Annotated in this window: 18 protein-coding genes; all 18 read right to left on the reverse strand. The window is 32.8% G+C overall.

The genetic code is table 11. The annotated features are described in order from the left end of the window. Positions 1–13 precede the first annotated feature (13 nt). A complete protein-coding gene (locus tag BS101_RS18350; RefSeq protein ID WP_073540129.1) occupies positions 14–3,298 on the reverse strand; it encodes a transglycosylase SLT domain-containing protein in 3,285 nt (1,094 codons plus the stop codon). Positions 3,299–3,442: 144 nt separating this feature from the next. Then, positions 3,443–3,652 (reverse strand): hypothetical protein, encoded by a 210-nt coding sequence (locus BS101_RS18355; RefSeq protein ID WP_073540130.1) that lies wholly within the window; start codon positions 3,650–3,652, stop codon positions 3,443–3,445. A gap of 95 nt (positions 3,653–3,747) precedes the next feature. Further along, a complete protein-coding gene (locus BS101_RS22995) occupies positions 3,748–3,924 on the reverse strand; it encodes a hypothetical protein (protein WP_156876090.1) in 177 nt (58 codons plus the stop codon). Between the two features lie 5 nt (positions 3,925–3,929). Continuing rightward, entirely contained in the window at positions 3,930–4,304 is a 375-nt protein-coding gene (locus BS101_RS18360; protein WP_073540131.1) for a phage tail assembly chaperone, read from the reverse strand. 96 nt (positions 4,305–4,400) lie between these two features. Beyond that, positions 4,401–4,862, reverse strand: a complete 462-nt coding sequence (locus BS101_RS18365) for a phage tail tube protein (protein WP_073540132.1) — start codon at positions 4,860–4,862, stop codon at positions 4,401–4,403. A 12-nt stretch (positions 4,863–4,874) separates the two neighbouring features. After that, positions 4,875–5,960 carry a phage tail sheath subtilisin-like domain-containing protein gene (locus BS101_RS18370; RefSeq protein WP_073540133.1) on the reverse strand — a complete coding sequence of 362 codons (1,086 nt, stop codon included), beginning with the start codon at positions 5,958–5,960 and terminating at the stop codon, positions 4,875–4,877. Positions 5,961–5,967: 7 nt separating this feature from the next. Then, positions 5,968–6,408, reverse strand: a complete 441-nt coding sequence (locus BS101_RS18375) for a phage tail terminator family protein (protein WP_073540134.1) — start codon at positions 6,406–6,408, stop codon at positions 5,968–5,970. Beyond that, positions 6,405–6,857, reverse strand: coding sequence for an HK97 gp10 family phage protein (locus BS101_RS18380; protein ID WP_073540135.1), 453 nt, complete (start codon positions 6,855–6,857; stop codon positions 6,405–6,407). The genes BS101_RS18375 and BS101_RS18380 overlap by 4 nt, the downstream gene beginning before the upstream one ends. Continuing rightward, positions 6,857–7,207: a hypothetical protein gene (locus BS101_RS18385; RefSeq protein ID WP_073540136.1), complete on the reverse strand. Its 351-nt coding sequence runs from the start codon at positions 7,205–7,207 to the stop codon at positions 6,857–6,859. The genes BS101_RS18380 and BS101_RS18385 overlap by 1 nt, the downstream gene beginning before the upstream one ends. After that, the gene (locus BS101_RS18390) at positions 7,204–7,530 is read right to left on the reverse strand and encodes a phage head-tail connector protein (RefSeq protein WP_073540137.1); all 327 of its coding nucleotides are present in this window, start codon (positions 7,528–7,530) and stop codon (positions 7,204–7,206) included. The genes BS101_RS18385 and BS101_RS18390 overlap by 4 nt, the downstream gene beginning before the upstream one ends. Positions 7,531–7,541: 11 nt before the next feature. Continuing rightward, positions 7,542–7,787, reverse strand: a complete 246-nt coding sequence (locus tag BS101_RS18395; RefSeq protein WP_073540138.1) for a hypothetical protein — start codon at positions 7,785–7,787, stop codon at positions 7,542–7,544. Between the two features lie 10 nt (positions 7,788–7,797). Continuing rightward, positions 7,798–8,730 carry a hypothetical protein gene (locus BS101_RS18400; protein ID WP_073540139.1) on the reverse strand — a complete coding sequence of 311 codons (933 nt, stop codon included), beginning with the start codon at positions 8,728–8,730 and terminating at the stop codon, positions 7,798–7,800. 26 nt (positions 8,731–8,756) lie between these two features. Continuing rightward, positions 8,757–9,374: a phage scaffolding protein gene (locus BS101_RS18405; protein WP_073540140.1), complete on the reverse strand. Its 618-nt coding sequence runs from the start codon at positions 9,372–9,374 to the stop codon at positions 8,757–8,759. A gap of 107 nt (positions 9,375–9,481) precedes the next feature. Continuing rightward, positions 9,482–9,811, reverse strand: a complete 330-nt coding sequence (locus BS101_RS18410) for a helix-turn-helix domain-containing protein (protein WP_242951332.1) — start codon at positions 9,809–9,811, stop codon at positions 9,482–9,484. 22 nt (positions 9,812–9,833) lie between these two features. Continuing rightward, positions 9,834–10,181 (reverse strand): hypothetical protein, encoded by a 348-nt coding sequence (locus BS101_RS18415; RefSeq protein ID WP_073540141.1) that lies wholly within the window; start codon positions 10,179–10,181, stop codon positions 9,834–9,836. Positions 10,182–10,245: 64 nt separating this feature from the next. Beyond that, positions 10,246–10,446, reverse strand: a complete 201-nt coding sequence (locus tag BS101_RS18420) for a hypothetical protein (protein ID WP_073540142.1) — start codon at positions 10,444–10,446, stop codon at positions 10,246–10,248. Next, a complete protein-coding gene (locus BS101_RS18425) occupies positions 10,443–12,005 on the reverse strand; it encodes a polymorphic toxin type 50 domain-containing protein (RefSeq protein ID WP_073540143.1) in 1,563 nt (520 codons plus the stop codon). The genes BS101_RS18420 and BS101_RS18425 overlap by 4 nt, the downstream gene beginning before the upstream one ends. Continuing rightward, positions 11,998–13,371, reverse strand: a complete 1,374-nt coding sequence (locus BS101_RS18430) for a phage portal protein (RefSeq protein WP_083585768.1) — start codon at positions 13,369–13,371, stop codon at positions 11,998–12,000. The genes BS101_RS18425 and BS101_RS18430 overlap by 8 nt, the downstream gene beginning before the upstream one ends. Positions 13,372–13,375 lie beyond the last annotated feature (4 nt).

Here is a 13,375-nt window from a genome sequence, read left to right on the forward strand (position 1 = left end):
TATACCTCAACTCCTATATATTCATTTCAGCTATAGTAAGTTTTTTAACCAAAGCTGTAGCTATCTTGTCTATATCTGCTTCTTCCCTAACAACTATTTTATCTGCCAGTTTCTCTATTATAATTTTTATACCGGATTTTTTATCCCCATTTACTAAAGCTTCTGCCTGTTCCAATAAATATTTTGAGCGTGAGTTGTCTTTCTTTAAAGGTATTGCCATCTCTGGATAATCACCCTCACCAAAAATTGAAGGTTGAGTTGCTATACCACCCTGGGCATAACCTACATAGTTACCACCATAAAGATTAGGAATGTTATTTACGTTTCCATAACGTGATTTAATATAATCTATCGCACTCGCAGCATTGGCAATCGGATTCATTATATTATTTAACCCCGAAACCATATGTTCTCTAAATGTGCTTCCTAACATTTGTAAGAGTCCAGTAGCATGTTCTCCTCCAACACTTATTGAATTCCATGCTGTAGGATTTCCACCAGATTCTCTTTTCACTAGTTGTAATAATCCTGGAAGCCAACTCATAGGTGTACCTGTTATTCCAAGAGCAGCAGTTAACCATTCTGTAACATTCCCGCCCATGGCACTTCCAGCCATAGAAGTGATATCTCCAATCCAGTTTTTAATGAACTTTTGAATGTCTATAGAGGATATACCCTTTATAACTCCTTGAGGAATGAATTGTGACAACTTATACATAACTAAACTAGGGCTATGAATCCCAAAACCCGTTTTGAATTCTTCAATGACCTTGTCTGTAAGTGCTTTAACTATACTTGTTAAATTACCCACATTCGACTGTATACCTGCCCCAAGTTCCTGAACAATTCCCTGGCCATAAGTCAAACTTTGGTTTTTTAAATCTGTATAAATATTTTTAACCCCTGTACTCATATTAGTAGTAGGGGTTGTTACAGATTTTATGTTATTTTGGATGCCTGTTCCATAAGTTTTCATCATATCTACTGCATAAGTATCAAAATCACTTAAAGGTCCTTTGTCTGGTACACTGAAATGGATTAATTCTTTTATTTTAGAAGCCATTAAAGTCGTTGCGTCTGTTACAGATTTAGTATTCTGTCTTATTCCTTTTGCCATACTTTCTGGAATATCCTCTCCCCATTTAGTTATATTTGAGGTATTCATATTAGGTATTGAAGCTTGAACTTGCATATTTTTCATCATATTATTAGATTCTCTATTACTATGAATTTTAGTACCTGCGGGAAGCTCCATTAATTCAGGACCATTTTCATTTACCCACGTAGGTCCCCCTCTCCAATAAGTAGTCCCAAGAGCATTATTACCCGGAATAGGTCCTACTTTCCAGTCAGTCATAGTTACAGTAGTTGTTTTTCCGTTTTCATCCTTTGTGGTAACTTTATTACTTTTATCTTTATCAAGCCATTTTGTAAGCCAATCGTAAGCCTTTTTAATAGCATCAGCTATACCATTAAATAAATCTATAATCCAGCCTAAAATTGGAGCTATAAAATCATATACACCTTTTATTATAGGAGAAAGTTCTGCAATTACATCTAAAGCTTTTCCAACAACTTTTGCTATTATATCAAAAGCAACACTAAAAACTTTTTGAATTCCTGGCATAGCTTCTTTAATTTTTCCCCATAAATCCTGAACTATTGGGATAATATTCACTTTTATTACATTCCAGAAATGTTCAAGATGAGGTTTTATGCTATTAAAGGACTTTATAAAAGAATTTGCTATAGGAGGTAAATATTTATTTACTACCCCAGCTATAGCTGTTACTGCAGGAATTACATACTGTTGAGCAATACCACCTAAGAATTTAAAAGCAGGTAAAACCACTGTTTGAACTATTTTAGATAAAGATTTAAATGCCGGTTCTCCCACAGATTTTATTATTTTAGATATAGTATTAAAAGTAGGAGTTAAGACGGTTCCTATCTTCCCACCTATCTTTATAATATTTTCGCCAAACTTAGTAAAACCATCTGCATTTTTATCTAATAAATTGGCAAGAGGTGTAAGGATTTTATTGATAACAGGTAAAAAAGCCTTGCCAAAATTTGCTCCTATTGTTTCTAAATTTCCTGTTACGGTACTCCACTTACCAGCAGTGGAATTACTTAATTCACTTGCTCCTCCTGCAAATACTTTTCCTATATTTCCCTCGGAACTTGTTTGCTGTTTAAAATAACTTTCAACTCCCCCAGCATTATTTATATCATCCTGACTTATTTTGAAACCAAACTCTTTCATTCTTTCAGTTTCGCCAGTTTTTAAATCAGCCAAAGCTTCCATAGCATCCATTACACTTTTTCCAGGATTAAGTGCTGCCATATTCTCACTCAATTTCACTAAATCCATGCCTGCTTTAGTATCTCCTGAAGTTATATTCACAGCTCTACGCCCTGCTGCTATAACTTCACTAGTTCCAAAAGGCGTAATGTTAGCTTCTGTCCTAAGTTGGGATATATAAGAATCCGTCATTTTCTGAACATCTGCTTGACTAGAACTTTGGTTATTGTAGCCTATAAAATGCTTCATAGCTATTTGTTCTTGTTCTAAGTCTGAAGCTGCACCTATAGTAGCTTTTCCTGCCGCATTTGTTGCCATTGTGGCTGCTAAAGTTTTTAGACTAAATAGATTATTCTTAATCTTAGATATCACCGAAGAAGTTTCATCTTTAGCCTTAATGGCTATTGTGACAGGTAATTTTGCTAAACTGAGCAATTCACTTTTGGCCTTAGATACAACTCCTACTGTTTTATTTACTGCATTAATAGATAATAAAGTAGATTTTATAGTAGCCATATCACCTTTAACTTTAGAAATAACTTCTTTAGTCTTATTGGTGGCGTTGATTGGAATATTTAATGGATGTGTTACTATTTCTTTAATGTTATTTTTTAATTCACCTATTTTACTGTTAGCTAAAGCAGTATCCATATCTATTCTTTTTCCTGATACCATATCAATAACTTCAGCTGTAGAATTAACTGAATTTTTTACTTCATTAATCTTATCAATGGCATTATCAGTATTTATACTTACCTTCTTTTTAGACATAAGGTCTATAACATTGTTAGCAGATGTAACGCTCTCCTTAACATTCTTAATTTCATTAATGGCACTGGTTGTATCTACATCTATATTTTTCCCTGTCATCATATCAATTACATTATTGGCAACTTTCGCACTTTCCGTAAGCTTATTAACAGCTTCTATAGGTGAAACTATTTGAGAACTCATAGTATCTTCTAATACAATTCTAGCTCTTATCTCTGCCAAATCCTCACCCCATTTCTAGATATAATAAAAGTGCCTAACAATAAAAGCAGCCGTATCTTCCAAATAAAAAAGAACCACATGAGTGATTCTCTCTTAAATATGCCACCTTAACTTGAATAAAGTTAGAGATCTTTAGTACCAATATTAAATCTTCCACTTATGTCCACAATTAATACAAACGGCAAGAGTTTCGGTTTTAACCTTGCCCTTTCTCTTACCTATAATCAACCAAAGGCCTAAAGTACATATTATTAAGCAAAGCCTTCCTATTGCCCATAAACAACCCGTGCCCTTCACCCTTGAATCGCCTTGCACTACTTGAATATTATCAGAACCACATTTAGAGCATATCATGACAATTTCCCCCTTAATTCATAATTTGTCAATAATATTGTAACAAAATGTATATGTTCTTGTCCAATTTTATGACAAAATTCCTTATAGAGGGATTATATGATAACTGCTGGGAAAACAGGAATTTTATTATTTAACATTTGCCTTCTTTCCTCACTCTTTTCTTCTATTTCGTAATCATAGAAAGCTCTTAATACAGTCTTATCGCCCTCAGAAGCATTCCAAAACTCAGACGGTAAAGTGATGTGTTTAGTTTTCCATAACTCATACATAAGAGTTACTTCTCCACCTGAGTTGATGAGTTTTTTATTTCTTTTATTGCATCAGTTCCGAAACCACTCAAGTTAGTTATAACTTTGACTAAAGAAGTAATTTCTCCTGGTAAAAATATTGTATTTACTGCTTCTGTTGCTGTTACCACGCCATAATATTCTATTACCTGTTGATTAGTAAAATCGGGATCTTTAACCCCTTTTATAACCATATCCTCGTTAGCTGTCTTGGTGTTCTCCAATTCTTTAAATTCATCTGCAGTCAACGCCTGACAAGTAACAGTAAAAGGTTCACCTAAAATATCACTCAATCTTTTTATTTCAACTTCTTGCTCAGGTCTTACTAACTTACTCTTATCTACCTTTAATAGTAAATTCATTTTATTACTTATGTTTTATTCCTCCTAATAATTAATTTTGTTTTTTATATTCTGAAGCAATAAAAAACAACCATAAATCTAACTGTATGGTTGTTTTTATGCTGAAGTTATTATGCTTGGGTCGATAGTATCCAGTGGTTCAAAATCTTCAAAAGTAAAAGGGATTGACTCAGACCCCAACTTCCCAGATCCCCAATCAGCAAGTGTTAATTCATCAAATTTTACTCCTGACATCTTAACTCTTTCAGTACCACCATTGCCCGGGTCACTTACCTTACTGATCATAGTAAACACCGTTTCAATTCCATTTTTTAGATTAGTAGCCATAAGCAACATCATTCTAGAACTAACTTTATTTAAAGTTATGGTACCACTACCATCCCAACCAACGGTTTTATACTTTTTTGAATTTGTGCCACACATAGGTACTTCTACTTTGTTTACTTTACACTTGGCCTGAAGAGCTGTAGCTTCTGCAACTTGTGAATCATCCAAGAACACACTGCCATAGTTACCATATATGGTTTTCTCTTCATTGTAATTTCCTGCATTTGTCATACTTTACACCTCCTACGCCGCAATATTTAAATCAACATCTTCCATGCTGTCTAATATAGTTGTAGCAGCACCTATAAACACCTTATCATCTGTATTAGCTTCCTTGATTTCCTGTGTTGTCATATCATCTACACCCCTACCATCAGTGGTCGTATATCCTTGGGCTTTCAAGTAAGCTTTCTGTGCTTCCACATCAATATAAACGCTACTGGAACCTTTGTCCAAAAGACCCGATAGCTCCAACTGTTCAAAATAGCCACCTATAGCACTCATGAGTAAAATCTTATGGTCATAATCATTAGGTACTTTACCTATATAGCTATCTGATATAGTTTTCTTTACATCTCCATGCATAAGGTCCATAATATCTACTATTTTAATTTTCTTGAACTTCTTCCCTTTATCCTTAGTAGTAGTTACCAGACTATTTACAGCTCTTACAACCTTAACTTTTTCGCCATCATTCATTAGAATGAATTTTCCCGCATCAACAGCAGTATCCATTTCAGTTTTAGTTAAATGGTCACAGTCATCCAACTCACTTAAAGGTGCATAAGTAGCACTAATAGTAAGTGGTGTTCCTGCTATTAACCCTGCTGCTCTGGAACAGTACTCTTTTGCTGTATAAGTTTTGTCCCCTTCTTTGTTGCTGTTATTAGCATAATTAATTACTCCCTCATGGTCAGATGGACAATTCGGAAGTATCGCCTTAACTTTTTTATCTATATTATCTCTTAAGCCTTTAATCCATGTAGCAAAAGGTGTAACATCTGCATCTGCTATTTCAGGAAAAGCAAAATAGTCCCATCTAATAGTTTCTAGATAGTGCTGTGCTTCTGTATAATCTGTAGTATCTTCTGCTATTACATAAGCTATAACCTGTTTAGGTGGATTTACATAACCCATAAAAGCTAGGGTTATTTGATTTTTATTGGCATCCGTGAGTGTATCGGGAATATCTGATACAATACTCATTACTATTGGATTGGTAGATGGGACTGTATCTTTTAAAAGTAAAGCTACTATGCCCCGATCACCACGTTCAATAGTACTTGTTGCCAACTCTTTAAATACTATATTAATGCTTGGTGCTCCCATCAATTTTTCACTCCTTTATATTAAGGTTAATTTCTCCCATAAGCTGGGTGTTTTCATTATCTTTATTAATCACATCTCTAATTGAAACCAGGTAATCCAAATTTATTTGAAAGTGAAGTACAAAATCCACTATTTCGTATTCTGTTTTTTGAATATTAATAAACCTGTCTTTAACTTGTATACCTATTATAAAGCTGTTTTCAAGTTTATCCTGCATATCGTATAATTCATCATTACATTCTTCTCTAGGGAAGAAATGAATATCCACAACCAAAGTAGGGTTTTTAGTAAAGAAGCTTGACCTAGTTGTATTTATAGGAATTAATTGCACAAAAAAAGCAGGTGCCTCAAACCCCTGTCTTACCTGTTCATCATATACAATATTCTGTTGAAACTCCTTGCTAAGTTTTAAAGCTACTGCATCTTTTACATCCTTTATACTAATCATAGGCCGTGCTCCCTGATTACATTATCAAGCCAGTTTGACAAATACCCCGGAAGTTCTTTATTTAATTCCTCTATACTTATTTTAAGCATGTGTTTACCTGGGACAAAATCAATGGTACCACGCTTTTTATAAGTATCTGGATGATCAGTTTTACCAAGTCTTGTCCTATGTCCATATTCAACATGGCTTGCATAATCAAGGATATTGAACACTTCTATATAGTATCCGTTGCCCTCTTTAACTAAGTTTCCTATATGCCATTTTTTTCTTAAGTCTCCGCCAGTATGCCCATCCTTATAAACTCCAACTGGAGTTCTCTTTTTAACTTTTGCTAAAAGTCTATTTGCAAGCTTGTATATTTCCTTTTCAAGTTCTTCAGGAAACTTAATCTCTGCAAGTTCCATCAAAGCATTTTTGAATTCATCCAATCCTTCTATATGAAACCCCATTATGATTTCTCCTTTCTTAAAAGAGGTACCTCTAAATGACTTGCATAATAAAAAGGCTCTCCTGCTTCATATTTTCTCTTAGTACCATTTTCGAATGTAACCTCTACATCATCACCTGAAGCTATAGGAGTATCAGGCGCACAGAATAGTATTGAATTGTACTGAATATTATTTGTAGTATCAGTTTGATTTACATTTGCTACATCCTTTTTAGATATAGCACAACTGATATTCTCCACTTTTATTCCTGGCTTAAATGCTGTAGCCCCATTAGGTTTTGTATATGGGACCTGTCCTGATATAGTTACTTTATCAAAGTAAGTAAGTGCCAATATTTCTGCTTCCGTCATATGAATCTAACCTTTCTAAAAGAATTTAATTCTTTTTTATCCTGATCTGTTAAGTTTACCAATTCAGTTTGAGTTTTTTGTCCTGTATATTCAAATCGAGTATCTCCTCTTTGAATCGACTTAATATTGTTAGTTGTATCCGGGGCTTTTAAAATTAATACAACCTTGTTTTCTATAAAAGGTATGATTTCTTCTGGCAGACTAGATAAATTACAATATTTTAAAACCTTTTTAGTTATAGCATCAGTATAATAATTTATTAATGCATCTTTAGATGTATCTTCTGAAGCAATGCCTAAAAGCATTTTTATATTTTCTAGCATAAAATCACATCCTATTCAATTTCATGTTCTTTAATCTTTTCCAGAATACCACTAATGCTAGTTGATTTACCTACATCTATCGCTTTTTCTTTTGCATAATCCCTTAACTCTTCAATAGTCATTTCTTCTAAAGGTTTAACATTTCCTGACTCTTCTTTTTTACTTACTAATAACTCAAAACCACTGCTAAGCAAGTCGTCACGTGCAGTTTCCGATAAAACTACACGCTCTATATTAGATTTTTTTAATCTGTACATATCAATCCTCCTATGACTTCGCTTGCTTTATATTTGCATAAATTGAATTAATTTTATTGTCCAAAACCCAAAGGTCGTGGTATCTTCTATAATCCATAGACCACGCATTAGCAGCCTGATTTGTATTTGGATCGAATATTCTCATTATGTCCTGTTTAGTGATTGCTAATGGAACATCTCTAGGTGCTATAATAAAGTTTACATCCTTTGCTGTAGTCCCTTTGGTATATCCTCCAATCTTTTGACCTTCTGTTACTCCATCATATAAAGTAATTGACGAATACAATCTATTTGAGGGTGTAGAAATAATAGGACAAATATCTACAGCTGGAACTTTAGTGTCAATACCTCCCTGTGAAAAGGTTACAGATGCAATCTTATTAGACATTGCTATTTCCAATTCATTAACTACATCATAGTTTGCGTGGATAATTAGTTGCCCATTATACCCATTTTCTCTTATTACCTTTATACCAAGCTTAAGTTCTGCTAAAATAGTTGCTGCTGCTGGAGTATATCCATATTTAACATTAGTATCATCAGCCACAGACATGGCTTTAGTTGCCAGTGAAGATAATCTATAAGCATCAATTTCAGGTATCACCTTGGTTCTTTGAAATTCTCCCATTATATTACCTGCAGTTAATACAAATCCTGTTTCATCAACATCCATGGCATCAATAGAGAATTTTCTCCCTCTATCTTGAGTCATTTCATAAGTTTTATATTCAAATTTAACGTCTCCACCTGCATAACCACCGGCTGATCCTCTTTCATAATCTCCTAATCCATCTACAGTTAATTGTGGTATTTTAACTTCTTTACCGCCATTATATTTTACTTTACCGGCGTTTGAATCCATCCATCCTGTTAACATCTCATGCACAGCCGCCTTATCTAATTCACTTTGAAATATGGTGGCATATTGTATTACATTAGCCATTCTTTTTACCTCCTAAAATTTTATTTCTAAATCGTTCCTGCTATAGCACTTGCTATTTGTGCTGCTACTTCCTGACCTCCCTCACTTCCACCTTTGGGCTGATACACATATGTGTTCTGATTTTGTTGATTATCTGGATTGGTATTTTCATCTGCAAACACTCCTGGATTATTTTCTTTAAACTGTTTTATATAATCATCTGCTCCTAAAAACTTGCCATCAGATAACTTAAGTTCTTGGCCAACAAACTCTTTTAAGAAAGCATTTTTTGTAAAGTCATTAGCGAATTTAAGACTATTTATATAGTCTTTAGCTGAAAATTCATACTCTTGGGTTTTCATTTTTTTCTCAAGCTCTGTTTTTTGATTTTCTGCCTCTGTTTGGAAACTTTCATACTTAGTTTTCCATTCTTCTGCTGAATTTTTAATACCTTCTATATCCATTTCTTTAAACTTTTCAATCTGAGAGTTTGCTTCATCTAAAGTCTGTTTATTAGCTTCAAGCTCAATTTCCAAGCCTTTAATTTTTTCTGTCACTTTTTCAGTTTCTTTCTTTTGCTTTTCAACATCCTTGCCATTTTCACCCATAACTTTATCTATGACTGAATCCTCTAATCCTAACTCTTTTAAAAATTCTCTTTTCATATCCTATTCCTCCAATACATTACGTTTTTTACGAATTTAACATTTTCAATACTGATACTTATTTCTTTTACGCCTAATAACTTTTAAAAAGGCAAAAATAAAAAGCCTTACTCCGAAGACTTATAATTTTTAGATTCCAATTTTATAATAAAATCATTTCTCTTATTCAATTCTTCTATTAATTTATTTGTTGGTACTAATGATAAATCCATATCATTGAAAGATTCAGGATTTCTCAAAGATTCACCAATCAATTCATAAACCGGAACATCAAGAGCTTTTGCTATTTCGTTTAAAGTGTCTATGTTAGGTTCTCTTTTATTATTTTCATACCTGGTTATAGTAACTGGTATAACTCCAATTTTTTGAGCTAATTGTTTTTGAGTTAAGTTTTTAGATTTCCGATACTTTTTAATGTTTTTTCCAACACTCAACATACTATTCCTCCTAGAAACTACATTATGACATTTTGAGGATCGCCCCATTTAATCTTTCAACTAATTTTTCAGTTATCTTGTCAATATCAATATTATCTTCTTTAACTAAAGTATCATTTACAATAATTTGTTTTCTTCTAATAAGCTCATTGGTTAATTCTTCATTATCATACTCTTTAAGTCCTTTATCTCTTATAAAATATACATCACCAGTTACTTTTACTTTATTTGGCTTTAATTCTAACTCTACAACTGGTATTGTTGATGGAGTTTTTTCCACTTTTATTTTTGTTAAGTAGCCAGTTATATCTTTACCATCCACAATTACCCTATTGTCTTCAGAAGATATACCTAAATTTATTTCTACCATATTACTTAAACCTCCTAAATTCAAACATAATAAAGCACCTACTATTTTAATTTAGTAAGTGCCTCTAAGATATCTCTATGCTCTTTATTTCATTTGCAGTAAACCCAACTAAATCATTAGAGCCTTCAGGTTTTATTGCTATTTCTTCTACCCCATCTTCGCTGTCTATTTCCGGGGTATATGTCTCTACATAGCCATTGAATTCCTTATTGTCTACATCTATTATTCTTACTGTTTTATTGAAATATTCCTTTAATGGTTTCACTTTTTATCAACTCCTTTTAGTGTAGGAACAACATGCGTACCTGATTTACTATAATGGATATAAAATCTATTTGTTTTTGATTCATCTCCAGTTTTATTATTTAGATTTACACCTATATTTTTATTGATTTGTACCAATTCTTTATTTTTAATATTACCCTTTCTATCGAATTCAAAGGTACCTGTACCAGCATATTTATTCACAAGCTTCTGTATTTCTTCTTTAGGAATAGTTAAATAGCTTCTACCTTCTATATAGTTATTGTGTTCCTTGATATGTTTACCCTGCTTACCTTCTTCAATATCTAATTTTTGAGTACCATTTTTAATATTACTTTTGACAGTATAAATTTTCTTCAATTGACTGTATTCATTACTATTATTATACTTCAATTCCTGGAACTTATCAAAGGATTTAGGAGCATCTTTACCTAGAACGCTCTTGTATTCCTTATATTGCTTCTTATCACTGGATAGATTATTTACTTTCTTTTCTGCAAGCTCTTCTTCGGGATTATCCTTAACATATTTATCATACCAATCCCTATAAGTCATATCTCCCGGCACATAATAAGTTTTACCACCAGCTCCCCTTGCAGCTCTTTCGCCTTTTTCATCCTCAAAATATGGAATAGTGGTAGACCTACAACGTACATGCAACGGTGGGTAATTTACACCTACAACCGCATCATCAATATCAAACACTTTACCATCTTCATGCCTGCACAATTCACTAGTTCTGGTATCTAATGTAGCAAGATACTGATATTGTTCCATTCCTGTAGCTTTATATCCCTTTAGAGTAGTTTGACCTGCTATATAGGAAGTTTCTGTTTCAACCAATGTACAGGCATTTTTATAACTTACATTCATTTTATCAGCTACGGCCTTGGATGTAGTTCTAACATCTTTACCTTGAATAAACTTCTGTGTAAGTTCCTGTTTAATAGTGTCTACAAGCTTATCTTTTTGCTTCCATATCCTATTTGAATAATTATCTCCACTCCAGGGATAAGATATTATATCTTCAACGGTTTTAGAATCTAATTTACTAAAGCTGTGTCCTATTCCCCTACCTACCTGAACATCATATATAGTCTGATAATAGACATCTTCTGCTACATCTTTCAGAAGTCCTGTAATCTGTGTATGCTCTTTTTCATACAGCTTGGCAAGTTCTATTTGAATATTTAACATCAACCCTTCAAACCTGTTTATCCTACTTTTCATAGCTAAAGTGTTAAGTTCCAAAAGTAGCTCCTTAAATCCACTGTCTTCACTATCCCCTAAATCCTGTAAAGCTTTCAATTCTTCTATATATTCATCAATTGATTTTCTCCACCAATTATACTCTTTTCCTGTCAATTGCTTCACTGCATCAATATAAGTCATATTGTTATCTTTGGCAAATCTCATATAGAAGTCAGCTATGTTTTTCCTTATCTCGGCCAAGGCTTTTTCATAATGGTCCTTTAGTTCATTGTTTAAATCCTCTCCTTTTTTATACTGTGATTTTAATTTATCCTCTGCCCTCTTTTCCCAGTACTCAATATTATTCATTTGTAACACCGTCTAGATTATTTTCTAAAGGAAATTTACCATAAACCCTCTCATCCTCTTTATTTTCTTCTTGAAGCATCTTTTCAGCTTCATCAGGATCTTCCACCCAAGGATGATTTCTTAGTATTAGGGCTTTAGGTATTATGCCTGAACTCATCTGTGCTATTTGTGCATTTTCTAAATCATTGGATATCATATTTCTTGTATAGGTTTGTTGAATTTTTTTATATTCATTTATATTCAAAAACTTAAGTATAGCTCTTATAAATTTATTAAAGCCTGCTCTAAATTCAGTTTCCAACAATCCACTTTTAAGTTCCAATTTTCTATAAAAGAACTTGAGTGCTACTCCAGATGCATTGCCTACACCTTCAACATCTTGCTGCAACCCTTGTCCAAACTCATATATCTCTTTTCTCAATATATCAATTATTATTTTTCTTGCCTCAACAGGTATCTCTATTTGAAGAGTTTTAACTCCACCACCAGAGCCATCACTTTCAGTCTTTATTGCCTTATACCTTTTTAAATCACTTAAAAATTCTCCTAAATCTTCTCCACCATAATTCTCTAGTATATAAATAATCTGCTGGATATCTTCTAAATCATTTGCATAACCACTTTTGACTTTATCATAAAGATCAATTTGCTTTTTATATCTACTTAAATCGCTTTGTTTTATGGAATTATTCGCAAATTCAATAAACGGAACTTCACCCAAAGAGTGAACTATTTTTTCCTCTTCTATTATAGAACCAGAAAAAGAGGACCCTTGAAATTTATATCTATCCATGGTTTCATTGGTCCAATACTCTATATAAGTAAATGCTTCATCTTCAACTTTATACTCTACTGGTTCCATACAAGTATATGTTCTTATTACAGTTTCTAAAATTCTTTCAAGTCCATTTGAATATATTGGTACTACTTCTTCAGTATTCACTTTCTCATATTTAAAAATCTTATTACTTGAATCTGTTTCATCTACCCAATAATGTAACCATGCCAAACCGCAGTTTGATGATTCTATGGCTAAATTTTTTATTTTTCTCCCAAAATCATCATCTAGTATTTCATTAACCTTATCATTTATATCTTTGTTATCATCTATATCAAATAATACTGGGTAGGTAAACATATACGCTACTTTTTCATCAACTAATATTTGATGAAAGTTATGGCTTATTCTATTATCTGCATTCCTTAAAGGGTCTTTACTTTCTAAATTTTTAGGTACAACACCGCACTGTTCTATATCAGTTTTATTTTCATAATAGCTTTTTGTTTTTAATATATCTGCTTTTACAGGTTGGTAATTAAGCAATTTTCTTTTTATTTTCTCTAATTTCAGATTTTCTATAGCCATAATT

The organism is Clostridium kluyveri (assembly GCF_001902295.1).
GTDB classification, from domain to species: Bacteria; Bacillota; Clostridia; order Clostridiales; family Clostridiaceae; genus Clostridium_B; species Clostridium_B kluyveri_B.